This is a genomic window from Spartinivicinus ruber (genome assembly GCF_011009015.1).
Taxonomy (GTDB): Bacteria; Pseudomonadota; Gammaproteobacteria; order Pseudomonadales; family Zooshikellaceae; genus Spartinivicinus; species Spartinivicinus ruber.
Map to the genome: position 1 here is coordinate 47,353 of NZ_CP048878.1, position 26,411 is coordinate 73,763.

At 39.6% G+C, this 26,411-nt stretch carries 21 protein-coding genes; 8 read left to right on the forward strand and 13 right to left on the reverse strand.

Going from position 1 to position 26,411, the window contains the following annotated elements:
• Positions 1-114: 114 nt before the first annotated feature.
• The 3 genes from G4Y78_RS00190 to G4Y78_RS00200 form a co-directional block, all read right to left on the reverse strand.
• Positions 115-933, reverse strand: a complete 819-nt coding sequence (locus G4Y78_RS00190; RefSeq protein ID WP_163830682.1) for a mechanosensitive ion channel family protein — start codon at positions 931-933, stop codon at positions 115-117.
• An 861-nt stretch (positions 934-1,794) separates the two neighbouring features.
• Positions 1,795-3,201 (reverse strand): sodium-dependent transporter, encoded by a 1,407-nt coding sequence (locus G4Y78_RS00195; protein ID WP_163830683.1) that lies wholly within the window; start codon positions 3,199-3,201, stop codon positions 1,795-1,797.
• 219 nt (positions 3,202-3,420) lie between these two features.
• Positions 3,421-3,738 (reverse strand): tetratricopeptide repeat protein, encoded by a 318-nt coding sequence (locus G4Y78_RS00200; RefSeq protein WP_163830684.1) that lies wholly within the window; start codon positions 3,736-3,738, stop codon positions 3,421-3,423.
• A 205-nt stretch (positions 3,739-3,943) separates the two neighbouring features.
• On the opposite strand from G4Y78_RS00200, the gene G4Y78_RS00205 reads away from it, so the two are divergent.
• A complete protein-coding gene (locus G4Y78_RS00205) occupies positions 3,944-5,422 on the forward strand; it encodes a YopT-type cysteine protease domain-containing protein (protein WP_163830685.1) in 1,479 nt (492 codons plus the stop codon).
• A gap of 584 nt (positions 5,423-6,006) precedes the next feature.
• Here G4Y78_RS00205 and G4Y78_RS00210 read toward each other — a convergent pair.
• Positions 6,007-7,497 (reverse strand): glucosamine inositolphosphorylceramide transferase family protein, encoded by a 1,491-nt coding sequence (locus G4Y78_RS00210; RefSeq protein ID WP_163830686.1) that lies wholly within the window; start codon positions 7,495-7,497, stop codon positions 6,007-6,009.
• A gap of 56 nt (positions 7,498-7,553) precedes the next feature.
• Positions 7,554-8,621 carry a TRAP transporter substrate-binding protein gene (locus G4Y78_RS00215; RefSeq protein ID WP_163830687.1) on the reverse strand — a complete coding sequence of 356 codons (1,068 nt, stop codon included), beginning with the start codon at positions 8,619-8,621 and terminating at the stop codon, positions 7,554-7,556.
• Between the two features lie 103 nt (positions 8,622-8,724).
• On the opposite strand from G4Y78_RS00215, the gene G4Y78_RS00220 reads away from it, so the two are divergent.
• On the forward strand, positions 8,725-10,341 hold the full coding sequence (locus tag G4Y78_RS00220) for a long-chain fatty acid--CoA ligase (protein WP_163830688.1): 1,617 nt from the start codon (positions 8,725-8,727) through the stop codon (positions 10,339-10,341).
• A gap of 62 nt (positions 10,342-10,403) precedes the next feature.
• Here G4Y78_RS00220 and G4Y78_RS00225 read toward each other — a convergent pair whose 3' ends face one another.
• Both G4Y78_RS00225 and G4Y78_RS00230 read right to left on the reverse strand, forming a co-directional pair.
• Positions 10,404-10,775 (reverse strand): DUF4870 family protein, encoded by a 372-nt coding sequence (locus G4Y78_RS00225; protein ID WP_222937610.1) that lies wholly within the window; start codon positions 10,773-10,775, stop codon positions 10,404-10,406.
• A 195-nt stretch (positions 10,776-10,970) separates the two neighbouring features.
• Positions 10,971-11,735 (reverse strand): substrate-binding periplasmic protein, encoded by a 765-nt coding sequence (locus G4Y78_RS00230; RefSeq protein ID WP_163830689.1) that lies wholly within the window; start codon positions 11,733-11,735, stop codon positions 10,971-10,973.
• Between the two features lie 406 nt (positions 11,736-12,141).
• Between G4Y78_RS00230 and G4Y78_RS00235 the strand changes: the two genes are divergently transcribed.
• Positions 12,142-12,804, forward strand: coding sequence for a substrate-binding periplasmic protein (locus tag G4Y78_RS00235; RefSeq protein WP_163830690.1), 663 nt, complete (start codon positions 12,142-12,144; stop codon positions 12,802-12,804).
• A 21-nt stretch (positions 12,805-12,825) separates the two neighbouring features.
• On the opposite strand, the gene G4Y78_RS00240 is transcribed toward G4Y78_RS00235, so the two are convergent.
• Positions 12,826-13,698 (reverse strand): type 2 periplasmic-binding domain-containing protein, encoded by an 873-nt coding sequence (locus tag G4Y78_RS00240; RefSeq protein ID WP_163830691.1) that lies wholly within the window; start codon positions 13,696-13,698, stop codon positions 12,826-12,828.
• 134 nt (positions 13,699-13,832) lie between these two features.
• Here G4Y78_RS00240 and G4Y78_RS00245 point away from each other — a divergent pair, with 134 nt between their 5' ends.
• Positions 13,833-16,625 carry an FAD-binding and (Fe-S)-binding domain-containing protein gene (locus G4Y78_RS00245; RefSeq protein ID WP_163830692.1) on the forward strand — a complete coding sequence of 931 codons (2,793 nt, stop codon included), beginning with the start codon at positions 13,833-13,835 and terminating at the stop codon, positions 16,623-16,625.
• A 59-nt stretch (positions 16,626-16,684) separates the two neighbouring features.
• Positions 16,685-17,047: a diacylglycerol kinase gene (locus G4Y78_RS00250; protein ID WP_163830693.1), complete on the forward strand. Its 363-nt coding sequence runs from the start codon at positions 16,685-16,687 to the stop codon at positions 17,045-17,047.
• A 77-nt stretch (positions 17,048-17,124) separates the two neighbouring features.
• Here G4Y78_RS00250 and G4Y78_RS00255 read toward each other — a convergent pair whose 3' ends face one another.
• The 5 genes from G4Y78_RS00255 to def all read right to left on the reverse strand — a co-directional run bounded on the left by G4Y78_RS00255 (position 17,125) and on the right by def (position 22,903).
• On the reverse strand, positions 17,125-18,573 hold the full coding sequence (locus G4Y78_RS00255; RefSeq protein WP_163830694.1) for a TrkH family potassium uptake protein: 1,449 nt from the start codon (positions 18,571-18,573) through the stop codon (positions 17,125-17,127).
• 18 nt (positions 18,574-18,591) lie between these two features.
• Positions 18,592-19,965 carry a Trk system potassium transporter TrkA gene (gene trkA / locus G4Y78_RS00260; protein WP_163830695.1) on the reverse strand — a complete coding sequence of 458 codons (1,374 nt, stop codon included), beginning with the start codon at positions 19,963-19,965 and terminating at the stop codon, positions 18,592-18,594.
• A 48-nt stretch (positions 19,966-20,013) separates the two neighbouring features.
• A complete protein-coding gene (rsmB, locus tag G4Y78_RS00265; RefSeq protein ID WP_163830696.1) occupies positions 20,014-21,321 on the reverse strand; it encodes a 16S rRNA (cytosine(967)-C(5))-methyltransferase RsmB in 1,308 nt (435 codons plus the stop codon).
• The gene (gene fmt, locus G4Y78_RS00270) at positions 21,321-22,295 is read right to left on the reverse strand and encodes a methionyl-tRNA formyltransferase (protein ID WP_163830697.1); all 975 of its coding nucleotides are present in this window, start codon (positions 22,293-22,295) and stop codon (positions 21,321-21,323) included. Before fmt ends, rsmB begins: the two co-directional genes overlap by 1 nt.
• Positions 22,296-22,393: 98 nt before the next feature.
• Positions 22,394-22,903 carry a peptide deformylase gene (gene def / locus G4Y78_RS00275; RefSeq protein ID WP_163830698.1) on the reverse strand — a complete coding sequence of 170 codons (510 nt, stop codon included), beginning with the start codon at positions 22,901-22,903 and terminating at the stop codon, positions 22,394-22,396.
• Between the two features lie 598 nt (positions 22,904-23,501).
• Here def and G4Y78_RS00280 point away from each other — a divergent pair.
• The 3 genes from G4Y78_RS00280 (at position 23,502) to purE (ending at position 26,406) form a co-directional block, all read left to right on the forward strand.
• Positions 23,502-24,530: a LysM peptidoglycan-binding domain-containing protein gene (locus G4Y78_RS00280; RefSeq protein ID WP_163830699.1), complete on the forward strand. Its 1,029-nt coding sequence runs from the start codon at positions 23,502-23,504 to the stop codon at positions 24,528-24,530.
• A 63-nt stretch (positions 24,531-24,593) separates the two neighbouring features.
• On the forward strand, positions 24,594-25,778 hold the full coding sequence (gene dprA, locus G4Y78_RS00285; protein WP_222937611.1) for a DNA-processing protein DprA: 1,185 nt from the start codon (positions 24,594-24,596) through the stop codon (positions 25,776-25,778).
• Between the two features lie 121 nt (positions 25,779-25,899).
• Positions 25,900-26,406, forward strand: coding sequence for a 5-(carboxyamino)imidazole ribonucleotide mutase (gene purE, locus G4Y78_RS00290; RefSeq protein WP_163830700.1), 507 nt, complete (start codon positions 25,900-25,902; stop codon positions 26,404-26,406).
• Positions 26,407-26,411 lie beyond the last annotated feature (5 nt).

Here is a 26,411-nt window from a genome sequence, read left to right on the forward strand (position 1 = left end):
GTATTAATATATGGTGTGAAATTAACGTACCCCTCAGCAAGCATGCAGTACTAAAAATATTTTTAGTACTTACACATACTGTCTGAGGGTAGACTGTACAGCAATATAGACTAACTATTTATCCTTATGAAGATGTACATCCATTTGTGGAAAAGGAATTGAAATATTTGCATCATCCAAGGCGAGCTTAATCTTTTCTACTAAATCGAAATAAGTGGGCCAGTAATCTACTGTATTAACCCATGGGCGAACAGCAAAATTAACGCTTGAGTCTGCCAACTCCAATACAGCTACTGTATAGCCAGGCTCTTTAAGTACACGCACATCAGCATCAAGTATTGAAGAAAGCACCTGCTTGGCTTCCTTAAGGTCAGCTTCGTAGCCTACGCCGATCACCAAATCTATACGACGGGTTTTCTCTCTAGAGTAATTAACAATAGCATCAGACATAACTGATGAGTTAGGCATTATTATGACTTTATTATCAGGAGTACGCAGCTCCGTTGAAAAAATCTCTATTTTAGTTACGGTACCTGACTGACCACCAGCTTCAATATAGTCTCCTGACTTAAATGGACGTAAAAGTATAATCAAAACACCCGAAGCAAAGTTAGATAATGAACCTTGTAAAGCCAAGCCAACGGCAAGACCTGCAGCACCTAGAATGGCAATAAAAGAGGTGGTTTCAATCCCTACTTGAGAAAGAGCCATCAAGACTGTTGCAGCAAGAACAATGGCATAGACAATACTTGAAACGAAAGAACCTACAGCTTTATCAACCTTACGACTATTAAAAGCTTTTTCGGTTAATTTGCCACATAACTTAGCAACTCGAATCCCAATAAATAAGACGACAAAAGCTAGTGTGATCTGTACTGCATACTCAATTAAAAGGTCTGAGTTTTCATTCACCCAATTTAATGCAGACTCCATTTTACCTCCTTACGACTAGGTGAAGATTTGAAGAGTAGATTAAAAGCTGCTCAGTATATCCAAATACATCAAGACGGTAATTGGTTATATAATATTTTTTCAAGAAAAGTGATCAAATAAGCAGGATTAAGCAACAAACAGCCCCTAGTTTGATTCCGTCTCAAATAGCGTTCGCCAATGGATAAACGATTGGGCAACCTTCAACAAGTCACGTGCTGGCCCAGGATTAGTAGGTTGTCTGGCTTGTAGGCTCGCTGGTGGCAGTTAACTCGAAAGCTTTTGTTTCGTGAAAGTGTGAATACTTCCTGAGATATTGGTCATTTTCTATTACGCATTTTTGTTGCTTATTACCATAATTGCCCCCTATGATTTCATTGCTCTTTATAGGTAGGCATAACTAGATAAAAAAATTATTTCCAAGTGTTGAAAATTAATTATTTTTGCGGATCTCGGAACTTTTGTTTATATGGTTTTCACCTTAAACAAGGTGCAGACTATTTTTTCATGTTAAGAGACTGCTAAAAGCATGAATAATGAAATATGAGTTCCCAAGTGGTATATCTAAAGATATATCAGGTGTTTCATTTGATGTTATGGAGTTCACAATTGATATATATGATATTACTGTACAGCAGCACTATTATGCTAAGAAAGTAAATGACTATGTGCTTAAGTTTATATTAAGATTTTCCGTCTGAAGAGGAATGAGAAGAACTTGAAACGATTTTAAACAAAGTTGAATTTTCAAGTTAAAAGACAAGGATTACCCAGCAAATCGATTTTTTAAACTTCAAAAACAGACTAATAATTATACAAAAATTAGTCTGCTTATCCCAATTACTTCAAGCACTTTGGGTTTTGCTACACAATTCCCAATGCATTAAGAAATACAATAATAATACCTACAGGAGTAATAAAGCGCATGGTAAATAGCCAGATGTTGTACATTGTTCCATTACCTAGCCCTAATTCTTCCTGAGAGACTTTCTTACTGATTATCCACGCACTGAATATGGCAATTGCTAGCCCGCCTAGTGGCATCATCCAGTTAGCGGTTAGATGGTCAATTGTGTCGAAAAAGGTTCGGCCAAATAATTTTTCTTCTTTCCATAAATTGAAGGAAAGGGCTGACCCAACACTGAGTAGCCACAGAGCGAGTCCTAATATTGAACAAGCTTTGAAGCGGGAAATATTAAATTTTTCTACCATTCGGGCAACACTGGGCTCTATCATTGAAATAGCAGAGGTTAATGCTGCAATTGATAGCATGATAAAAAATAAAATACCTACCAAGGTTCCTAAAGGCATTTGCCCAAAGGCAATGGGTAAAGTAACAAAAATAAGACCTGGGCCTGCACCTGGTTCCAACGTGTTAGCAAATACGATAGGGAAGATAGCTAGGCCTGCTAGTAATGCAACTGCTGTATCAACAATGCCGATATAAATACTGGTTTTTGCAATAGACACGCTTTTTGGCAGGTAAGAGCCGTACGTCATGATGGCGCCGCTAGCCAGACTTAAAGTAAAGAATGCGTGGCCTAATGCAACTAAAATGCTTTTACTGGTTAATTTACTGAAATCTGGGTTAAACAAGAAGCCAACACCTTGCATAAAATACCCAGTAGTCATGGCGTAACCTACCATCACAATAATTAATACCAACAAGCAAGGCATTAAAATATTTACCGCTTTTTCCAAGCCAGACTTAACACCTTTACCCACGATAAAGAGAGTGGTAACTATGACTAAAGTGCTCCAGAAAAGTAGCCTGACAGGGTCACTCAGCATCCCTTCGAACATGGCACCAATATCGGCTGGCGTTTTGCCAACAAAGGTAGTATCCGCAGCGACTGAAATATAAGACACAGCCCAGCCAGCAATGACGGTATAGAAACTTAAAATAAGAAAGCCTGCAATTACTCCCATCCAACCGATTACTTTCCAGATAGGGGTTGTGCCAGCCTCTTTGGCTAGAGCAGCCATGGCATTTGGAGGGCTTTGCTGGCCTCGACGACCAATCATTACTTCAGCCATCATCAGTGGTATACCTATGACCAAAATACAGGCCAGATACACCAAGACAAATGCGCCACCACCGTTTTCCCCTGTGATATATGGGAACTTCCATATATTTCCTAAGCCAATGGCAGAGCCAGTGGCGGCCAGAATAAATGATAACCGAGTTGACCACTGCAGCTGAGTGGATGGCTGTTTCTCCGCGGCTTCTAAAGAAGAGCCAGCCGATAAAATTGAGCTACTTCCAGACATATAATTGTTCCAATGATAAGACACACCCAAATTGATTATGGAAAGAGATGCTAAGTGGCTAGCCGCTAGATTTCAACAAAAGACGCCGACTGATCATAATGTAGCCAGAAAATCTGATTCTTTGATTAAGCTAAAAGGCACCTATAATTTAACTCTGTATATAGGCTGTTTTTTCTGGCTATTGGTTATGGTAAAAATTACCAGGAAAATTTAAAAGAGTTATTTATTTAGTTGTTTATTACAGCGCTTTAAAAATACCTGCATTTCTTTTTCAGCTTGTTTATCACCTTTTTCGTTAGCGATGTTTATACCTTGTTGGTAAATTTCTGCTGCTTGCTGCCAGTTTTTTAGTTCTACATAACATTTCCCAAGTAACTTCCAGGCGGCTGAATAATTTTTGTCGTGTTGCAAACAAGCTTGAAAATGCTCTATTGCTTTGTCGGGTTGCTTACTATCTAGATAAGCTTTACCTAGCCCAAATCGTAGCATGGCGTTGTCTTGACCTTGTTTTAGCATTTGTTCTAGTTTTTCGATCATAATAAATCACCATAAGTAGTAAGCAACAAGAGTAGCTTACTATACACCTCTCTATGTTTATACCAATTGTGTTGGTATTGATACGTATTTTGGTGAGTGAATACTTACGCGTTTATATAAAAAAATGGCTTAATATTAGTAAAGTTAAACGATTGCATGAGGTTATTATTTACAAACTTCCAAGACTATTAGAATAGGATACCTCATGGACAATTTTTCAAGCATAAGCAACTCAATACCAGCAGCAAATTTGGCTGCTAATCAACCAGTCCCAACAACTAATGACCAACAAGCCAGTTGGCAGGGGCGTTCGTTGAATCTGCTTGAGTCGGGTAATAATACTTTTAGCAATTCTGTATACAGGCGTGGGCTACATATCCAAAGTTCAGAGCTTAAGGTATTACAAAAAGAGATTAAGTTACTGCAAAAGAATCAAGGGCCAGAGCAGCTTAAAAAAGTTGAAGATGCATTGTCTTTATGGAAAGAAAACCATCCAAAAGAGTATTCCAAGAGAAGCAAGCATGTACCTGAACTACAAAAAGAGTTGAGCAGCTTAAAACAGCAACATACGGTTGAAGCAAACCAAAGGCAAGCTGAAGCAAAAGAACAACAGCAGTTGAATGACCCTCGTTATCAAGACTTTGAGCAGGGTAAAAAAGTAGAGTTAAGAGAAGAATTGGCAACGTTACCAAAAGACAGAAGAAGCTATCAACAGCAGAACAGCCCTGAATATAGAAAGCATGCTAGACAGCTTATTACAGATAGAAAAAAAGAGCTGAAACATATTATAAAGCAGCAAAAGATGACTAAAGTAACTGCAGAAGTTATTAAGGATGTTTTAGAAAATCATTTAGGCCTGAAATTTAAGTCATTACCTAGATTTAATTCTGATATTCGAGCTGCAATTCATCATACTTTCTCAGAGCAAACAGTTAACTATGTACTGAATAAATGCCCTGAGCTTAAAGAAGATGGACCTGTTCAGTTGGAAAAAATCACATCTTCATTAAGCGCTTTAGAGAGCCTTGTTAATCCCGGTGTTGTGATTGCACAAAAAAATGATGCAGCTCTAATTACGCCATTTCAACAATCTCGTTTTATTGGTGAAAAATCCATTGGACAAAAAGGAATATGTGCAGCTTTATCAGCGAAATGGATGGCTTCTCAGCATATCCAGGATAACTTCTATCAAGATATTGGTTTTATGGATGGGCTTTCAGCATCTAAATTAACCGATGGTCAAGAAGAAGTGATGAGTCTGGCTATACAGTATTATAGTGATAATAACCGAGCACATACAGCTGATGAATACTGGAGTGCTACTGGTAAAAATAGAGCAGAAAAACTAATTGAATACTTTAAAGAAAATTATGGTTTAGAATTAGATGAAAATCAGTCTGGGATTGATAACGACAAGCTAAATATTAGTCAGATTAACCAGCCTGGACTATATTTTCTTGCAATTAATGGTAATGGACAAGCCTCTGGTCACGCTTTAGCTGCTAAGGTTGAGCTTGTCAACAGTGGCAGAGATTGGGGGCAAAAAGTATTTACGTTGTTTGATCCTAACTACGGAGAAGCACAGTTTAAAAATATTAATCAAGTTCAGAGTTATGTACATAATTTAGTAAATGAAAGATATCCTGAATTAACAGATTCTTCCTTTGTACTATGCTTTAAATAGTTATACACTGTAAAATTTCCAGTCAGGGTTTAAAGCTCTGGCTGGTATTAAATTACACAAATGTGCCTCACTAGTCTGAGGTAGGGCCATCATCACCAAATTTCATTAATATTTTATAACTGAAGAACCCTCCAACAAGACCAATTATTATTCCATAGACATTGAAATGATAGATTGAGCTAAACAACAAGTAGCCAATACCAATTATTACTATAAAGTCGGATGAAATGAATACCATCAGTGTGTGAGAAAAAGCTATAAACACTATAAATACAGTATTCTTGAATCACTGTTATTACCCAGAAGTATCCTTTGCTACCGACTTTTTAGTAAATAAAATAATATTAAAAAACCTAAAGACTCAAAAAAACGCTTATTCATTTTAGTAAGGTACATGGATATTTATTTAAACGGATGATTAACATGGCTAAATAGCCACATTGATTTGAGATGCTATCAATTATTGTTTATCTATTGGTTCTATAGGTTTGTTTAATAAAGATGACAATATTTGTTATCAGGCCTTAAATACTGTGAAGGCCTGATACAACAAAGTATGTTTCGCTAAAGAGTGTCGAGGTAGCTTAGTTAGTGGGATCTGTTAAATGAAATGCTATTTCTTGTAAGCCTACGCGATCTCCTCCGTAAGGTAAACGATGAAGGTTGTCTTGTATTTCCATACGAATGAAATTGGCTTTTGTTTTGGTGAAAGTTAAGGTAACTGGTTTATCCACAGATGTTTTTTTGGTAAAAAAGTAGCGAGATTTGCCTAAACCCGCTGAGTTTCCCGTTGTTGAAAAAGATAATCTAAAGCTGCGAACTGAATTTCCTTTCGCATATTTATTTTGCCATAAGCTTATTGCATTAATATCTGAAAGATTTTTTAGTTTAAAGTCTATAACAATGGGCTTAGGCTTAACTTGAAAGTAACTATTTGAATAGCCAACTGTTTTAGTTGACCAGGATTGACTGGATATGCGCTCATATGGCGCTGTTGGGTGAAAACCTACACCAGGTCCTTCAATTAAATTCGTTAATACCGTACCAAGTCTGGAATCTGTATTATCGTTATCACCATATATATGAGTGATTTCAGCAAACTTATTGGAAACAGCTTCTTCAGTATGGTCAATCCGTTGCCCTTTGGCTTCATACATGCCAATGGAATAGGTTTGTCCATAACCATCTGCCACAGCTAACCAGCGATCGCCAGTCCACCAAGGGTCAAGGTGGTGCATTCCTTTTGCATTCCATCCATAACCTGTTGGAAAAAGTACAGGACTGTCTTTTATTTCTCGTTCTGCATAGGTTGTAGGAGTTAATTCATATACTTCAAACAAGCGGACTGCTTCGCCATAAAATACATCGTCTTTTTGGGCTATTCGAATGACCTTATTACCTTTAATGGTAAAACTGCGTCCTCCTAGCCGGGCAATACTTGCATCGTTAGAAATAACTGGACTTGCAGGATGTTGTTCCCATCCGTAGGATAAATTTTCTGAAGAATATAAATACATAACGGAGTTTGAAGTGTTGGTAACAAATAACCACCAGCGGTTATTGTGATAAAAAATTGAAGGGTCAACAAAGTCATGGCCATTAGCCAGTGTGCTGACATGCTGCCAACCGTAAGGAAAGTTTGTTGCTTTGTATAAGCGAATACTGTCGGCTTCGAAGGTTTCTGGTATCATGTAATATTCATGATTGTGTTTGAATACAAATGGATAAGAAAGATGAAATGGTTCATTTAGCACTATTTTGTCGTATTGCCAGTGTAATCCATCAGTGCTTTTTGCTAGGCCAATCTCACCTTGATTACTATCTTTACTGAGCACTTCAAAAAACATAAGCCAGTTGTTGCCTCCTTCATCTTTAAAAAGAAAAGGGTCTGCAACAAACTCAGCATTAACATCCGTCACATCAGCTGCAGTTAAAACAGGATTTGTTACACCTTCAGGCACTTTAAATTCAATGGGTATCTTATCAAAATGACTCCAATCAGGATAAATTGTGTCTGATGAACTGATTATCGGAAAAGCCAAAGTGGCGGTTAGAATTGCTATATTTTTTTCCATGCTATCTTTCCTATACTAAAATTAACTGTTTCTGAAGTGGGTGAGCAAGGCATTGATCAAAGACTTCTTGGTAAAAAAGCTCGCTTAGCCCAAACCGAATATTTTTCTCTAAAGTTTGAAAGATCTTGATACACCTTTTTAAACATAGGATCTTTATTGCTTTGTTCTGCTGCTACTTCTTTCCATGCCTGCTTAAAAGTGGCTAACATTTTTTTATCCCAGTTATGCATGTTTACACCACGCTCTTGTTCATTTTTAATTAGCGCATCAAACTGAATGTATTCTGATTCTGCAATTGAGTTGGTCACTGAAGCCATACAAGTTGCTGATAACTGAACCTGTTGGCTTTTACTCATGGCTTGCCATTGTTTTTGATTAATTAGTAACTCAAATATTGTGGACTGCTGGTGCCAACCTGGAAAATAATTATGTTTTGCTACTTTGTAAATACCTAGTTTTTCATCAATTGCGGGCTGTGAATATTCTGTTGCTTCAATGGCGCCTTTTTCTAGTGCACCAAAAATTTCTCCACCAGGTAGTAAAGAGGTGGATGCACCTAGTTTTTGTAATACTTCACCACCAAGACCAAAGAAACGAATATTTAAGCCTTTAAAATCTTCTGCTGAATTTATAGGTTTTTTAAACCAGCCAGATGTTTCTGGGGAAAGGATAGCGCAGGGTAGAACTTTAACCTTATAACCAGCAGTATCATACATTTCCTGGTATAGCTTTAAGCCATTGCCATAATATAGCCAGGCCATATATTCTGGTGCTTCCGGGCCAAATGGTACTGATGAGAATAAACTTGCTGCTTTGATCTTACCTGCCCAATAACCAGCAGTGGTATAACCTGAATTGACTTTGCCGCTGGATACCGCATCTAAAATTTCAAATGGCGCGACGAGTTTATTAGGTTCGTAAAGCTTCATTTTAATTGTTCCACTAGAAATAAAAGGCAATTGCTGAGCTACCCACTTAATAGGGGTACCGAGAGCAGGCAATGACGAACTAAAAGCAATTGGTGTTTTTAATAGAACCTTTTTTTCAGCAAGTGACTGCGTGCTAACTAATAGGCTAACGGCGACAGTGGTAGAGATTATTATTTTTTTAGAAAAGCATTGCATGTTTGTTATATCCTGTAACAAAGTAAACAGACGAGTCCATTCATTTTAAGGTGTAAAAGCCATTCGTGAAGAGTATATAAATATAAAAATTAAAGGAGCACCTATGCAAGGGAATATTATGCATTATCCTCTATTAACTCACGACATTTTTCGTAAGGCCGTAGAGCTAAGTCCAGACCAGCTTATCGTTTCTCGTACTTATTCTGGTGCTATTCATCAATACACTTATAGTGACGCTTATCGGCGTATTCAACAGTTAGCGAATGCTTTAACTACATTGGATATTAGTTCTGGTCAATGTATTGGCACATTAGCATGGAGCCATTACCAACACCTTGAGTGTTATTATGCAATTTCTGGCATTGGTGCAGTGATACATCCTATCAATGTCAGGTTATTTCCTGAGCAGATTAAATACATTGTTAATCATGCAGAAGACCAATATTTGTTTATTGACCCAGAGTTCATTCCATTAGTTGAAAGTTTTTATCAAGAATTACCCCATGTGAAAGGCTACATTGTTAATACAACTCAGAGTGAGCTGCCTGATACAAAGTTACCTAATGTAATTGCTTATGAGCAGCTAATCGGTGAGTATTCACCAGAATTTACTTGGCAACGGTTTGATAGCCAACAAGCTTCATCACTTTGTTATACATCAGGTACTACCGGACATCCTAAAGGTGTTTTATATACGCATTATGCTTGTGTGCTACACGCTACTATTACTGGCAGCTCGCAGTTTTTAGATTTATCCACCTATACCTCTGCGTTGCCTGCAGTGCCGATGTATCATGTATGTGCTTGGGGGCTCCCTTTTTCAGGTATTTTATATGGATGTAAACTGGTGATGCCTGGCTCTCAGTTAGACGGAGCTTCGTTACATCAGCTGATTGAGCAAGAGCAGGTTGATAAAGCATTTGGGGTGCCCACTATTTGGCAAAACTTGCATCATTATTTGCAGCAATCCCATGCAAAGGTACCCAGTTTAAAATTAATTGCAGTGGGTGGTGCAACTTCCCCACCAGCTTTAGTTGAAGCATATGCAAAAGAATATGATGTTTACTGGATGGGGTTATGGGGAATGACTGAAACAGGCCCTTTGGCAACAACAGCTATACCTACGCCCAGAATAATGGATTTACCGTTTAGCGAACGGGTGGATATTCAAAGCTCTGCTGGGCAACCAATATTCGGTATAGAAATTGAAATTTTTGATGAAGCAAATCATCCCTTACCTCACAATGGCGACAGTTGTGGTCATTTAAAGGTGAAAGGGCCTTGGGTAGTAGAACGCTATTTTAACAGTAATACTACAGCATGTGATGAAGAAGGCTGGTTTGATACTGGTGATATTGCCACGATAGACCGCCAAGGTTATTTGCGAATAGTTGATCGAAGTAAGGATTTAGTTAAATCGGGCGGAGAATGGATATCATCAGCCATGTTAGAAAATGCTGCATTACACTATGAGCCTGTACAGCAAGCATGTGTTTTAGCTGCAAAACATCCTAAATGGGGGGAGCGACCAATCATGTTGGTTGTGGTTAAACCTGATCTGCAATTTGATGAAAAACAATTAAGATCGGAGCTTGCTAAGCATGTTGCATCTTGGTGGTTTCCGGATGCGATTATTCAAGTAACGGAATTACCTTTAACAGGCACTGGTAAATTAAGAAAGGTGGAGTTACGAGAACAGTATCAGGAATATTTGTTGTGAAAATTTTATAAGGCCAAGAAAAACTGCCATATGCCTCAGTAGCGTCTGAGGCATATGCTTTATTAGCTATACATGGTTTTATTGTCGTTTAGGTAAATCCAGCCTTTCACAATTCGGTAGATAAACCAAATGGCATTTGCAGCTAGCACCAGGTAGCCAACTAATATAATAGATAAAATTATACCTAACACTGTCCATAGCAAGCAAAACCAAAAGGTGCGTATTTGCCAACGGAAGTGGGATTCTACAATGGTATTTTTTACGTCATCTTGTTTCACATAATTTATAATAATAGCAACAAAGAAAGTGATACCAATTATAAAGGAAGCAGCTTGTAAAATATAAACGAGGGTAGCAGTAGATTTTGCTGAATTATTATTATCGTTGGTATAATTGCCATTGCTGCTTGGAGTTTTGTAAGGGTCTGTCATCATTTTTCCAATAAATTTAGTAGGGTATAAGAATATGCTGGGTAAACAAGCCGTGTTAAGGTTTGATAAAAGTATATGAAATTTAACCATAAACATGTTAAATATGCCATAGCGCCAGGTTTGTTTTTGTTGGAAATTATTTCAAGAACAGAAGGCTTGGGTTATTGTATTCGCGTATAGTAATAACTAGTTTGAAGTTTATGGTTTTTTATATTTGTTTGCTAATAAATCGTCAAAGTAATACTGGTCGTATTTTCCTGCTTTCTTGAACTTTGCTAGCGATTTATCAAAAATTTCAATTATTTTCTTGTTTTTGCTGTTTTTCTTTGTCATTAATAAATAAGCAGGCTTTTTCTTGATTGGAAGTGGGTGGTTAGTAAATAACTTTTTCATACTTTCTGGAAAGTGCTTATTTATCTCATAATAGCCAACTGTTAAGTCATGAGGAATAATATCAACTCTTTGTTTAAAAAGCATTTTTAGTAGTTGTAAGTCGGATTTAACACGATTAACATTGAGAAATCCTTCTTTATCAAGGCGATCAAACTCATCGCTATAATGATAGCCAATAGTGGCTGCAATTCTCACTCCTTGTAACTCTTTTAAACTACTCCATGTAAAAGGGCTATCTTTAAGGTGAAAAAATACATAACTAATGGTGCCCACAGATTCTTTACTATAAAAAAAATATTTTTCTCTTTCGGTGGTTTTTGACCATAAAAAAGTACCATCAGCTTCTCCTTTTTTTACCATTTCTAGCGCTCTAGCCCAATTATAAAACCGATAATTTACTTTAATATTTTCAGTTGCAAATACTTCTGTCAAAATTCTTGGAGTAATGCCAAGGTATTTTAATGACTCAGAAACATAAGGAGGCCATTCTCCACCAACCAACGTTATGGTTTCATTGGACTGAATAAAGCCTGCATAGGTTATGAGTATCGAGCTAAGCAGCTTTTTCATATATTACCTGTAAGAACAAAAAATAACACCATTTTACTAAAACTACTCTAACAGCCTAGTACAGAATGAGTCAGATTGATGAGGTTAGTGTTTATGCGTAAAAACTATATACCAGCTTTTCTCTATTTATTTTTTTCTGTGTCAATTCTTGGTGTAGGCTCTCCATGCCATGAAAAATGGCCTTGGCAGAAGGTTTAAAAATTTGATAAACAGGGTTAGGCACAATTTATAACGCCACAAAAATGCTAAAGCCTCGGATTTCACTAGGCTACATGTATTTATTTGTAGTTTGATGAAATATTGGGTCTAGATAATCTAGACTGTTATTATTTATGGGTAGCAGTATAAGAGACTATGCATGAAGAATAGTGAGCAAGTATAACATTTTTAGCTTAACTCTTATTAAATGTACAATATAACGTTAGCATTGATCATATTAGCTGTTAGTTATACTGTTGAAGCAGAACAAGTTTTTTCTATTGCCCAAATAACTGGTGAAGACCCTGTCACTGTAAGTGCTAAAAAAATTCTTCGCACGGCATATCATAGTATTGGAATTAAAGTAAAATTTATTAAACTGCCCGCTGAAAGAGCATTGGCGTTGACTAACAAAGGCATGATTGATGGAGAGCTATTTCGAAAGGAAGGTCTAGCCAGACAATATCCTAACTTAATTCAAGTACCATATCCCTATATTAACTCAAGTTCAGTTGTTTTTGTTAAGTCCACAAATTTTGCAGTTAAGGGGTGGGAAAGTCTTAAACCTTATAGAATAGCTATTCTGGTTGGCTATAAGGAAGCTGAGCAAAATACCAAAGGTTTCAACGTCTCGTTTGTGGATGCACCAGAGCATGGGTTTCAAATGCTAGCAATAGGTCGAGTAGATGTTGTAGTTGCTCCACCTATTATAGGAAAAAGCTATGTTGATAAAATAGGCGATAAAGAAATTAAAATGCTTTTACCTCCATTACAAAAAAGTCGATTGTATCATTATATACATAAAAAACATAAAAATTTAGTATATAAAATTGCCTTTGCACTGAAAAAGGCTGCAGTCGGTAATTATTAATCACTGTAAAATCTGGATTACTTAATCATTAGTAAACGGGTTATACCATAAAGTTTTATTATTAACTGGTATATAGCTGGGTAGAAACGGGTTGCTAATTTTTATTAGCCTGCGTTTTTTCAAGTTTAATGCTTGTAGTGTCTCTTGGTAATATTGGTTAAAATGTCTATCTAAAGAACCATTTTTAACCATTATTGTTAAACCTGACTCTAGCCGTTTGGCCAGTTTAGGATTGTTTTTGCTAACGAAAAATATAAAAGGGTAGGGGTAAAATAATAATATTTCTTGCTCAATAGTCATTGATGGGTATTTTACCTTTCTTGCTTTAAATTCTGGGATAATTTCATTCAAGCCTCTTGAAAAGTAATCAAATCGTTTGGCAGACAACATCCCAAATAACCCTTCATAGGTTGATCCTTCTACTACTTCAATTCCGTTATGTTTGAAAATAGGAATATCCCCCCAATTTTGGCCTTGTCCTACAGTAAGGTGCTTAAGGTCTGTTAGTGTTTTAATTTGAGAAAATAGAGGTTGATTATCTTTGTGAATCAGAAATACTCGGTACCCTGTAAGCCCTTTGATCAAAGGAATGGGCACTGGAATCATATGATCATCTAATCCCTCCATTCCTGCAGGGCTCCATAACAAATTTAGAAGCTTACCTTCAATTGCTGTCTGGTTCCATCTGGCTGCAGTCATTTCCCCTATTAGTGGTTCCACTTTGTAGTCACCAAAGTTACCCCTGGTTTTTTCGAGCACTATATCGACTAGCTCGTAGTAATAGCTATATCGAGCAGCATTTTCCTCATTTTTAAGATACTTAACGACGGTTAGCTCAGCTACAACAAAGGGGGATAAGCTAAGTAATAATAAATGAAACCATAACTTTCTCATTGTATGATTTGCTTTAGTTAGAATACTATTCATAAAGAGTAGCACATAGGAGTTTACTGTAGTCTTATAAATACAAAAATGATAGATAAGGTCTATTTAAGCATTAAACAATATGGGCAGGTTGGTGACTGATTATGAGCCAATGGCAGGCATTTAGGAGAGAAGTGAGTGATATTTTTCACGAAGAACAACTAATCGAAGATGAAATACGACGTTTTGCTTATTCCACTGACGCAAGCTGTTATAGGCTTCTACCAAAGCTAGTGATTAAGCTTAATACAGAAAGTGAATTAGTTAAGCTCATTCAAGCTGCAAGTCAACACGGTATTCCTATTACTTTTAGAACTGCTGGAACCAGCCTTTCCGGACAAGCAATTACTGATAGCGTATTGGTTATGCTTACGGAGCATTGGACCAATTATCGAATAGAAAATAATGGTGATTTAATTCATTTACAGCCAAGTATTATTGGAGCTGAAGCTAATCGTTTACTTGCACCATTTCAGCGTAAAATTGGCCCTGATCCTGCTTCAATTAATGCCTGTAAACTAGGGGGGATTATTGCTAATAACTCCAGTGGAATGTGTTGTGGTACAGCGCAGAACAGCTATCATACTTTGGCTGGTGTACGTGTGGTATTAGCTGATGGTACTATACTCGATACTCGAAGTGTTGAAAGTGTACAAGCATTTAGGGGCTCTCATAGTGAGTTCTTAAATGAACTAACTCAGCTTGCAGAAACTATTCAAACAAATAAACAATTATTAGAAAAAATAAAATATAAATATCGCTTAAAAAATACGACGGGTTACAGCATTAACGCTTTAGTAGATTTTACTGACCCTATTGATATGCTATCTCACTTGTTGATTGGTTCAGAGGGGACTCTCGGTTTTGTATCAGAAGTAGCATTACATACCGTTCCTGAACATGCTAATAAAGCGACGAATTTTGTATTTTTTTCTACAGTAGAGGCCGCTAGCGAAGCGGTTATTGATTTAAAAAAACAGCCAGTAGATGCAGTGGAGCTGCTCGACTACCGTAGCTTACTCTCAGTGGCTGACAAGCCAGGAATGCCTAAGCTTGATCAATTGGGGGAAGACGTTGCAGCGCTACTAATTGAAACCCGTGCTGAAGATGCTTCTACACTAACTATACAAATCAATGCAATAGAAAATGTACTTAGAAATCATCAAGTGATTGAAAACTTATCGTTTACCACTGACTTAGAAAGGATTAATCAACTGTGGGATATCCGTAAAGGGCTTATTCCTGCCCTTGGCACTATCCGGACTGTTGGTACGACGGTCATTATTGAAGATGTTGCTTTTCCTATTGAACATTTAGCTGTAGGAGTAAGAGATTTACAGGCCTTATTTAAGCAGTACGGCTATGATGAAGGAATTATTTTAGGCCATGCCCTGGAAGGCAACTTACATTTTGTATTTAGCCAAGGATTTGATTCCCCAGAAGAAGTACAACGCTATCAGTATTTTATGGATGATGTCTGTGAAATGGTAGCAGTGAAATATCAGGGCTCACTTAAAGCGGAGCATGGTACTGGTAGAAATGTAGCACCTTATGTTGAGCTGGAGTGGGGCAGTGAGGCTTATCAGATAATGTGGCAACTAAAAAAGTTGTTTGATCCCAATAATGTCTTAAATCCCGGTGTTATTTTAAACAAAGATCCAAAAGTGCATGTTAAGCACCTTAAAGCACTACCGAAAGCTAACCCTATTATTGATCGATGCATTGAGTGTGGCTTTTGCGAGGCGGTGTGCCCCTCTCGAAATTTAAGTTTTTCGCCCAGACAGCGTATAGCAATGTGGCGTGAAATTAATCGCCGAAAAGCAATAGGTGAAGCGACAGAGATCCTTGAGAAAGAATATCAATACTTAGGTGTAGATACTTGTGCAGCAACTGGTTTATGTGCTGATCGTTGCCCTGTCAATATAAATACTGGCGATTTAATACGACAAATAAGAGGTAGCTCTAATCAAAAGTGGCATACTGTAGCAGCTTGGACAGCCAACCACTTTAAATTCACCTTAAACACAGCAAGAGCTGGATTACAGCTAATGAGTTTTACCCAGCGGGTAATAGGTGGAGAGCGACTGCAAAATATAACTGAAAAAGTACATCAGTACGTTAAAACGCCAGTGTGGTTACCAACAACACCTAAATCCCCTAAATTGAACCAATCAGCAGCTATTATTAGTTCTACTCATGAACAAGCAGTGGTGTATTGGCCGAGCTGTGTGAGCAAGGCCATGGGGGTAGTAGAAGACAGTAGTTTGCCACCTTTAATACAGCTAATCCCAAGTCTGTTAAATAGAGCTGGTTTTAATGTTTTACAGTTAGATGACCAACAATTGTGCTGTGGCCAACCGTTTGCCAGTAAAGGGTTTGCGGAGGTTGCAACTAACAAGCAAAAAGAGCTGGAACAAGCACTGCTCGAAGTTTCTGCTAATGGGCGTTACCCAATATTGGCAGACACCAGCCCTTGCGCATTAAAGGTGAGAGAAACAGACGCATTTACGCTTTATGAACCAATAGAGTTCACTCTGGCTAAACTTAACCCACACATTAGGTTTCAACCTGTTAAGCAAAAAATAGCCTTACACATCACTTGTTCTACTCAACGAATGGGTTTGGTAGATAAAGCTGTTAAGTTAGCTGAGCAATGTGCAGAAGAAGTAGTAATGCCAAAAGGTATCACTTGTTGTGGATTTTCGGGTGATAAAGGTTTTACTCAACCTGATTTAAATGCCTCATCATTAGCCTCCCTGGCTGAACAAGTGGCTGACTGTGATGCAGGTTATAGCACCAGTTTAACCTGTGAAATTGGCTTAAGCCATCACAGTGGTATACCTTATCGGTCGTTGTTGTATTTAGTAAATGAAGCAATGGTACAAGGGAATCCCTAAAAATTACTATTTTGAAAGGTACCCTAAATATCAAATGTTGTAGATATCGGATTATTTTAATGAACGACACTAAGCCGACAGGCATCAACCGACTGATAAAAGCCACACTCTATTCCTGGCAGGGTTTAAAAGTAGCCTATCAAAATGAACAGGCATTTAAACAGGAAACCTGGTTGTTATTAGTGCTCACTCCCTTAGCGATATGGCTTGGTGGTAATGCATTAGAAATAGTGCTGCTAGTTGGCAGTATCCTACTGGTGATGATAGTTGAGTTACTAAACTCGGCAATTGAGGCAGTAGTAGACCGAGTTTCAGAAGAACGACACCCGCTTTCAGGCCGTGCTAAAGATATGGGGTCTGCTGCAGTGCTAGTCGCTTTGGTGTGTGCTGGCTTAGTGTGGTTGGGGGTGTTGGTGGGGTAGCATATGTGGAATTGAATAAAAAAGCTAAATCATTTATGTGTTATCCAAAGCAGAAGCACTATTCGGGAAGGTTAAAATTAGCGTCGCCAGAATGTTGGGGTTAGTAGTACCAACAAAGTAAAAATCTCCAACCGTCCCAACAACATCGCAAAGCTTAATATCCATTTAGAAGCATCTGGTAAATTACTGTAATTGACAGTTGCTTCACCTAAAGCTGGCCCAAGGTTATTAATGCAAGAGGCGACAGTGGAAAAAGCGGTTTTTAAATCAAGCCCAGTTGCCACGTTTGCTAAAAATAAGGCAATAAATAAAAATACATAAGCCGAGAAAAATCCCCAAACCGCTTCTACTACTCGTTCTGGGATGGCATTTGAGCCTAACTTGACTGGGATGATCGCATTAGGGTGAAGTAGTAATTTAATTTCCCGAAGGCCTTGTTTAAAAATAAGCAGGACCCGAATCATTTTCATACCACCAGCTGTAGAGCCAGCACAACCACCAGCAAAACTGAGCCATAACAACATATATGGTAGGAACACCGGCCACACAGAAAAGTCAGCAGTACCAAAACCTGTAGTAGTGGCAACCGATACGACTTCAAAAATACCGTATCTTAATGAGTGAGCAAAATCATAGGAGTTTGTCGTAAATAAAATAAGTACCGTTATCAAGCAAGTACTGGTGAGCACAAAAAAGTAAGCTTTTACTTCTGGATCAGACAAGTAATGCTTAATGCTTCGGTGGCGCCAGGCAAAAAAGTGTAACGCAAAGTTAATGCCTGAAATTATCATAAAAATTACGATAACAAATTCTGTACCGACTAAATTAAAATCTCCAACACTACCGTCCCTAGTTGAAAATCCACCAATAGCAACAGTAGAGAAACTATGACAAATGGCATTAAACAAATCCATACCAGTCAGCCACAAGGCAAGACAACAAGCGACAGTTAAACTGAGATAAATATACCAAAGTGCTTTTGCTGTTTCGGTTATCCTGGGAGTGAGCTTGGCATCTTTAATGGGGCCAGGTGTTTCTGCACGGTATAACTGCATACCACCAATGCCAAGCATGGGCAAGATAGCCACTGCTAATACAATAATACCCATGCCGCCTAACCACTGGAGTTGTTGGCGATAAAATAAAATTGATTTTGGTAGATGGTCAAGCCCGGTAATAACGGTTGCGCCAGTGGTGGTTAAACCAGACAGTGACTCAAAAAAAGCATCTGTCACTGATAAGTTCAGTTCATCTAATAGGTAAAGTGGAATAGCACCAAAGCTGGCCAGTACGGTCCAAAATAAGACAGTTACTAAAAAACCATCACGAGTACGCAGTTCGTTTTTTGAGCGAATAACAGGTAACCATATACAGCACCCGCTGATTAATGTAATAAGAAAGGCGTCAAGAAAAACTGCTACTTCATTTTCTCCATAAATATACGCAACAATTGCGGGAGGTAGCTGGGTAATACTAAACAGCATTAATAAGATGCCTAACACTTTTGAAATAGTAGAAAAGTGCATGGGTAAGAATTTCCTGACTTAGAAGAATGTTAGGCCGACCTGGAACAGACGTTCAACTTCTTTGATTCGGCGCTTATCAACCAAAAACATAATTACGTGGTCGTCAGACTCAATCACAATATGATCGTGGGCAATAATCACTTCACCACTACGAACAATGGCACCAATAGAGGTACCTTCTGGTAGTGGGACTTCAGCGATTTTTTTTCCAACCACTTTAGAAGATTTTTCATCACCATGGGCAATTGCTTCAATGGCTTCTGCAGCTCCACGTCGCAATGAGTGGACATTGACAACATCACCTCGTCTCACGTGGGTTAGCAAACTACCAATGGTGGCTGTTTGTGGAGAAATAGCAATATCAATTTCCCCCCCTTGCACTAAATCCACATACGCGGGGTTATTGATAAGTGCCATTACTTTTCTTGCTCCCATTCTTTTGGCCAGCATGGCTGACATGATGTTGGCTTCATCATCATTTGTTAGCGAGCAAAAAATATCTGTTTCTTCAATATTTTCATGTAACAGTAAGTCTTTATCTGAGGCATGGCCATTAAAGACTAGGGTTTTGTCCAAGCGTTGAGAGAGTTGATGGCAACGCTCGATATTCTTTTCAATGAGTTTGACGTTGTAATGGGTTTCAATGTTTGAAGCTAATCGCTCTCCAATATTGCCACCACCAGCAATAATAATGCGCTTGTAGTTTTCATCGAGACGGCGCATTTCGCTCATCACATCTCTTATGTGTTTTCTTGCAGCAATAAAAAACACTTCATCATCAGCTTCAATAACGGTGGTTCCCTCTGGCAGAATAGGGGTACCTCGACGAAAAATAGCGGCTACCCGTGTATCAACTGAGGGCATATGCTCGCGAATATAACGCAGTTCTTGTCCAACTAATGGACCACCGTAATAAGCTTTCACTGCCACCAGCTGCAATGCTCCATCAGCAAAATCTACCACTTGCAATGCGCCAGGGTGCTCAATTAACCGCTGGATATAGTTAGTAACAATACGCTCTGGGCTGATAATCACATCAACTGGAATGACGTCATTTTGAAATAATTCTGGATGAGATAAATAAGCATTCTGGCGGATGCGAGCAATTTTGGTGGGGGTGCGAAATAAAGTGTAAGCGACCTGGCAGGCAATCATATTTTCTTCGTCACTATTTGTGACAGCCACCAGCATATCGGCATCGTCTGCACCAGCTTGCTTCAGCACGTTTGGGAAAGAGGCTCGCCCTGTGATCGAGCGAATATCTACCCGATCTTGAAGCTCGCGTAGCCGCTCGGCATTAGTGTCGACAATGGTAATATCGTTAGCTTCGCTAGCAAGGTTTTCTGCCAATGTGGCGCCAACCTGGCCAGCCCCCAAAATTATGATTTTCATTTGCTAAAAGCTTATTCGTTGTTATTACAGTTAGTTGGTACAGCAAGTCTAGGTTTTTAACAGGCAAGCGTAAAAGAAACCGTCCTGGCCTTCGACTTGTGGTAGCAGTTGCCTGCCTGTGCCTGTCTCTATACCCCAATTAGCATTGATGGGACTCAGTGCAGCATCAGCATGATTTTCAAGAAAATTTAGCACTACTTCAGCATTTTCTTCAGGAATGACGGAGCATGTAGCGTAAACCAGTCGACCACCAGGTTTAAGCAATTGCCACAAGGACGATAGAATGCTGTGCTGAGTTTCGGCTAAATTATCGATATCCTCTGGGCGCCTGAGTACCTTAATGTCTGGGTGGCGTCGAATCACCCCAGTTGCTGAACAGGGTGCATCTAGCAAAATACGGTCAAACTCTCGGCCATCCCACCAGCTGAAAGGCTTGCTGGCATCACCTGCTATTACTTGGCAGTTTAGGTCAAGTCGATGCAAGTTTTCTTTTACTTTACTTAAGCGCTGGCTATCGAGATCCAAAGCAATGACCTCAGCTAGCTCTGGCTCCATTTCCAGAATATGACAAGTCTTGCCTCCTGGGGCCGCGCAAGCATCAAGCACTCGCTGGCCAGGCTGTAAGTCCAGTAAGGTGGCTGAAAGCTGGGCTGCTTCGTCTTGCACACTGACTAAGCCTTCATTAAAGCCTGGGATTTGTTGTACAGGTGTTGGCTGCTTCAGGGTGACGGCTGATTGGGCAAACCGACATGGAGTTGTTTCAATATTGGCTTGGTCGCAACGATTGATAAACTCTTCACGAGTTGTTTTATTTAGATTAACCCGTAAAGTCATTGGAGGGTGGCTATTGTTAGCTTCGATAATTTGCTGCCAATGATCAGGCCAATGATGAACTAGTAATTCGCGTAGCCAGTCAGGGTGTGAAGTTAAGGTTTCTGGAGTTAGGTCAGCTTGCTCTAGTAGTTGTTGCTGCTGGCGTTGAAACTGCCTTAACACTCCATTAACCAAGCCTTTTGCCCAGTTTTTCTTAAGTGTTTGACAGGCACTGACTGTTTCACTAATTGCTGCATGAGCAGGAACCCGGGTATAAACTAGCTGATATAAGCCTAATAAAATAAGTGCAAATATATCGGCATCTTTACTTTTTAACGGCTTTTCCAGTAATTGCTTGCTACACGACGATAACCGAAAATACCAGCGTAGCGTTCCGTAGCACAGCTCCTGTAGTAGACTACGGTCTCTCGGTGCTACTTGTTGGCTAAATTGAGGAAGTATTTGGCTAAGTGACTGGCCCTGGTTAATGACTTCTTTAATGGCTTTAGCTGCAACCATTCGAACCGGCTGATGGTCTGACATTAGCTTAATCTAACTCCCGGTTGAAACTTATCTTTACGACTATTTAATAGCTCTTGGATACCCACGGCTTTACTGTTTGGAAGCTGGAGCTGTTTAATTCGTAACATGCCGCTACCACAGGCAATGTCTAGCCCCTCTTTGCCTGCAGAAATAATAGTGCCGCCAGAAGTTTCAGAAGGTGAATCGGCTAAAGGCTCTTTATTACTAGCTAAAGGCTCTGCCTCCCAAATCCTGATGCGTTGGCCATCAAGCTCAGTAAAAGCGACTGGCCAAGGGTTAAAAGCACGAATTATACAATCAAGCTCACTAGCTGAAAGCTGCCAGTTTAGATGAGCTTCCTGTTTGGAAAGTTTATGTGCGTAGCTCGCGTGTGCATGATCTTGTTGTTGAGGTTGTAACTGATTAGTAGATATTTGCTGTAATGTGGTTAGTAATGCAGGTGGGCCAATTTCAGCTAATTTGTCATGTAATGAACCGCCTGTATCCTGGTTGGTTATTTCACACTCATTGATAGTCAGCATATCTCCAGTATCAAGCCCAGCATCCATTTGCATGATAGTTACACCAGTAGTTTTATCACCTGCAGCGATAGCCCGTTGAATAGGAGCCGCACCACGCCATTTTGGTAATAAAGACGCATGAACATTAATACAACCATAGCGAGGTGTATCTAGAATGAGCTGTGGTAATAACAAACCATAAGCAACTACTACCATAACATCTGCATTAAGTTCTGCTAACTCAACCTGTGCTTCTGGAGACTTTAAGCTGGTTGGTTGCAACACTGGGATTTGGTGAGTCTCAGCCAGTATTTTCACGGGACTTGGGGTTAACTTTCGACCACGCCCTGAAGGACGGTCTGGCTGTGTATAAACGGCAATGACTTGATGAGGGCTATCCAGTAAGGCTTGTAAGTGGGTAGCAGCAAATTCAGGGGTGCCGGCAAAAACGATGCGTAGTGGCTCTGTGCTCATGGAATCTTTATTGATATCAACAAATAAAAAAGGGTTGTCGCTTGGCAACAACCCTAAACAGGTAAATTTATATCAAGACAGCTTCATATAGCAACATATTATGCCGTTTGTAAGCGGTGCTGTTTTTCCAGCTTTTTCTTAATTCTGTTGCGTTTTAAAGGTGAAATATAGTCAACAAACAGTTTACCATTTAGATGGTCGATCTCGTGCTGAACACATACCGCAAGCAAACCCTCACACTCCATAGTGAATTGCTCACCGTCGAGGTTTAACGCAGTTAATTTAATTCGGTCTGGGCGGATAACTTCTTCATAAAAGCCTGGTACTGATAAACAGCCCTCCTGCATGTGATCAAGTTTGTCAGTGATCACTTCAAACTCTGGATTAATTAACACATAGGGTTGGCTTTTATCTTCTGAGATATCGATAACTACTAGCCGCTTATGAACATTGACTTGGGTTGCTGCCAGTCCTATGCCAGGTGCTTGGTACATAGTTTCCAGCATGTCTTTTGCTAACTTACGGATAGAGTCGTCAACTTCCTCAACGGGCTTGGCTTTAATCCTTAAGCGCGAATCAGGAAACTCTAAAATATCTAAAACGGCCATTCTGCTTGATATCCTCGAAAAACGTTATAGGTAATTTTATTGCTGATAAGTTGGCTTGGCAATGGTTAGAAAGAGAACACCAAGTCTCAGAGAGCTTGTTGTTAACTGATTTTTCATACTTATTAGAAATTCTAAAGTTTAGAGTACTATTCACTATATCTGTTGCTAATATGTAATTATGCCAGCTTATAAGAGTGGCTTATTTCACAAAATTTGCTGTTGATACCCTGTATTCCTTCAATGAGTGCGCTATATTGCGCATAGAGAATGTGAACAGTTTCTAATGCTAGAAGAGACTTGTTATAGATAGTTGGTATATTGTTTGACAAATTTCTTTAATAAGTAAGCTTAAGTTGCTGTTTGCATGTGAAACTGGGTGCTGTTCAAAACAAGTTTGCAATATCTTAGCTGACTGTTGTGGTTAAACAGAGCAGTGATTGGCTTGGGGCAGGGGGACTCTTCGTTCTAAGCTTGAGTAGTTTTTACAGCAGCTAGTGGGTTACAACTGAATAATAAATGTTGCTTGCTTAACCATTTTTCAGAAGGCTTAAGTGGGCAGTGAATGCCAACATGATAAGTAACAATAAAGGATAACACCATGAGGAAATCGCTTCTTGGGGTTGTTTTTTCCTGCCTGGTCAGCTTTTCCACCGTGGCTGCTGAAAATCCCATCAGAGCTGATCATCCTAACTCTTACACCGTGAAAAAAGGTGATACGTTGTGGGATATCGCTAACCGCTTTCTGACCAAGCCTTGGATGTGGCCTGCCATTTGGCATGTGAATCCAATTATTAAAAATCCTCACCTTATTTATCCAGGTGATCAGATTAACTTGGTTTATATCGATGGTAAGCCTTATCTCACAATTGGTAAGAGAGGCGCTGGGGGAGTGATTAAGCTGAGCCCGAAAATCCGTAAGACACCAATTAAGTCTGCAATTCCATCTATTCCACTAAATGCGATTAACAGCTTTCTTGATCGTAGCCGAGTAATTGATGATGAGGAGGTTATCGAAAAAGCTCCTTATGTGATTGCTAGCCGACAAGAGCGGATCGTTAATGGGGCCAATGACACTATCTATGCCCGTGGCGAGTTTAAAGAGGATGTATCGGCTTATGGTATTTTTCGTCGCACTGAGAAATTTATTGATCCAAAAACCAATGAGTTTTTAGGCGTTATGGTGTTGGATATTGGTGTAGGTGAGGTTAAAGATGTAGCTAATGACATTGCCACAGTCAATATTAATGAGAGTAACAGTGAAGTCCGAATTGGTGACCGCATGCTGGAAACTGAAGAGCGGCGCTTACAGCCAGTGTTTCACCCCAGCTCACCGAAAAAAGATGTAGAAGGGGAAATTTTGGCTGTAGTGGGCGGAGTTAATCAGATTGGACAGTTTGATAATGTGGTCATCAACCGTGGTGCGCGTGATGGTTTAGAGACGGGTAATATTATGACTATTACCAAAAAGCTAACCATTAAAGACCATGTTACTAAGCAACATGTAGAAATGCCGCCTGATGAAGTGGGGTTGTTGATGGTGTATCGCCCATTTGAGAAGGTAAGTTATGCGGTGGTGTTAAAAGCTACTCAGCCTATAAAAACAGGGGATGGTGTCATCAATCCTTGAAGATAGTAATTTCATAAAGTCTGGGGCATATTGCCCCACCCTCCCTAGTAAAGAAAAGCGAAAGTGTCTAAACAAATAACTTGGCAAAAACTGTCAGACTGGGTGCTGCTGCATGCAGTACCAGGTGTAGGAGCTAGCCGCTTTAATCAGCTCATTGCGCGGTTTGGTAGCCCTACGCTGGCACTACAACAATCCGCCAGTAAGCTAGCTGACTACTTGCCAGCTAAAAGTATTGAAGTAATACGAGAGATTCAGCAACGGTCTGGAAAGGAATATGACCAGCTAGAGTCATTGCTGGTTAAAACGGAGCAATGGCTAGAGCACTCTAATCACCATATTATTCCCTGTTTTGCTGAGGATTATCCTTCTGCATTTACTCACCTGTCTGACCCTCCTCCCTTACTATTTGCAGTGGGTAATACTAATCTGCTGGAAATGCCGCAACTATCTATCGTGGGGAGTCGGCATCCTTCGAAAAGCGGAGAAGAGAATAGCTACCACTTTGCTCACACCCTAGCGAAAGGGGGATTTACTATTACCAGTGGTTTGGCTGATGGGGTTGATGCAGCTGCCCATAAAGGTGCATTAGATGCAGAGGGGTACACTATTGCAGTGGTTGGTACGGGGTTGGATTTAGTTTATCCAGCAAAAAATAAGGCATTGGCTGAGAGAGTTAGCCAAAGTGGTTTATTGATTTCAGAATTTCCGTTAGGCACCAAACCGCAGGCAAGTAACTTTCCACGTCGGAATCGTATCATCAGCTGTCTAGGCTTGGGGGTGCTGGTGGTTGAAGCCGCATTACAAAGCGGCTCACTAATTACGGCGCGTCTCGCTGCAGAGCAAGGGCGAGAAGTGTTTGCTATTCCTGGTTCTATCCATAACCCTTTAAGCAAAGGATGCCATCAATTAATTCGGCAAGGCGCTAAGCTGGTTGATAGTGTTGAGCATATATGGGAAGAACTAAAACATAGCTTACATACTTATGCTATTGGTAATGAGTTGAACCAGGCTTCAACTGTTCAAGGGGAAGAAGAGCAATTGGCAATTCAGTCATTATTGTTAGAAGACCCTAATCAGCAGCAGGTTTTAGAGGCGATTGGTGATGAAACCACGTCTATGGACATGATAATGGCGCGTACTGGATTATCGGCAAGTGATGTGAATAACCTGGTTTTGGAGCTGGAAATGCAAGGCTTTGTTGCCGCAGTGCCTGGCGGAGTAGTGCGTAATCCCACTCAGCAGTTTTAGATAGCTGGTTAGATTATTTTTATCAGCAGAACCTAACCGATCGGTTAACCTTGCATCCCCTTTATAGCTGGGGTAACTTGCGCTTTTTTTCTTCTGCTGACTAGCTAATGAGGTGTTCATTATGGCTAAGCCTTTTGTGGCCATTTTAATGGGTTCAGATTCAGACTTTCCTAAAGTTGAAGCGGCGATTGGGGTTTTGAAAAAACTGTCAATCCCTTATGAAGTGCGTGTTCATTCCGCTCACCGGACTCCTGATGCTACTCACCAATATGTAACTGGTGCTGATCAGCGTGGTTGTGCTGCTTTTATCGCTTGTGCTGGTATGGCTGCTCATTTGGCTGGTGTAGTTGCTTCTTTGACTGTTAAGCCAGTAATTGGTGTACCAATCGATGCTGGCCCACTGGATGGTTTAGATGCTTTGATGTCTACTGTACAAATGCCTGGTGGAATTCCAGTTGCAACAGTGGCGATTGGTAAAGCAGGTGCTAAAAACGCTGGTTATCTTGCTGCGCAAATCATTGCGGTTTCTGATGCAGATTTAGCTGAACGTTTAAAAACAGATCGTGAAGAAAATGCTAAGGCTGTGTTAGCAAAAAATGAAGCACTACAACAACAGTTAAACAGCTAACCAGC

Coding starts and splice junctions, on each gene's coding strand:
- G4Y78_RS00190 (WP_163830682.1), bottom strand. CDS start 933: ATGGAGTCTGCATTAAATTGGGTGAATGAAAACTCAGACCTTTTAATT.
- G4Y78_RS00195 (WP_163830683.1), bottom strand. CDS start 3,201: ATGTCTGGAAGTAGCTCAATTTTATCGGCTGGCTCTTCTTTAGAAGCC.
- G4Y78_RS00200 (WP_163830684.1), bottom strand. CDS start 3,738: ATGATCGAAAAACTAGAACAAATGCTAAAACAAGGTCAAGACAACGCC.
- G4Y78_RS00205 (WP_163830685.1), top strand. CDS start 3,944: ATGGACAATTTTTCAAGCATAAGCAACTCAATACCAGCAGCAAATTTG.
- G4Y78_RS00210 (WP_163830686.1), bottom strand. CDS start 7,497: ATGGAAAAAAATATAGCAATTCTAACCGCCACTTTGGCTTTTCCGATA.
- G4Y78_RS00215 (WP_163830687.1), bottom strand. CDS start 8,621: ATGCAATGCTTTTCTAAAAAAATAATAATCTCTACCACTGTCGCCGTT.
- G4Y78_RS00220 (WP_163830688.1), top strand. CDS start 8,725: ATGCAAGGGAATATTATGCATTATCCTCTATTAACTCACGACATTTTT.
- G4Y78_RS00225 (WP_222937610.1), bottom strand. CDS start 10,775: ATGATGACAGACCCTTACAAAACTCCAAGCAGCAATGGCAATTATACC.
- G4Y78_RS00230 (WP_163830689.1), bottom strand. CDS start 11,735: ATGAAAAAGCTGCTTAGCTCGATACTCATAACCTATGCAGGCTTTATT.
- G4Y78_RS00235 (WP_163830690.1), top strand. CDS start 12,142: ATGTACAATATAACGTTAGCATTGATCATATTAGCTGTTAGTTATACT.
- G4Y78_RS00240 (WP_163830691.1), bottom strand. CDS start 13,698: ATGAGAAAGTTATGGTTTCATTTATTATTACTTAGCTTATCCCCCTTT.
- G4Y78_RS00245 (WP_163830692.1), top strand. CDS start 13,833: ATGAGCCAATGGCAGGCATTTAGGAGAGAAGTGAGTGATATTTTTCAC.
- G4Y78_RS00250 (WP_163830693.1), top strand. CDS start 16,685: ATGAACGACACTAAGCCGACAGGCATCAACCGACTGATAAAAGCCACA.
- G4Y78_RS00255 (WP_163830694.1), bottom strand. CDS start 18,573: ATGCACTTTTCTACTATTTCAAAAGTGTTAGGCATCTTATTAATGCTG.
- trkA (WP_163830695.1), bottom strand. CDS start 19,965: ATGAAAATCATAATTTTGGGGGCTGGCCAGGTTGGCGCCACATTGGCA.
- rsmB (WP_163830696.1), bottom strand. CDS start 21,321: ATGTCAGACCATCAGCCGGTTCGAATGGTTGCAGCTAAAGCCATTAAA.
- fmt (WP_163830697.1), bottom strand. CDS start 22,295: ATGAGCACAGAGCCACTACGCATCGTTTTTGCCGGCACCCCTGAATTT.
- def (WP_163830698.1), bottom strand. CDS start 22,903: ATGGCCGTTTTAGATATTTTAGAGTTTCCTGATTCGCGCTTAAGGATT.
- G4Y78_RS00280 (WP_163830699.1), top strand. CDS start 23,502: ATGAGGAAATCGCTTCTTGGGGTTGTTTTTTCCTGCCTGGTCAGCTTT.
- purE (WP_163830700.1), top strand. CDS start 25,900: ATGGCTAAGCCTTTTGTGGCCATTTTAATGGGTTCAGATTCAGACTTT.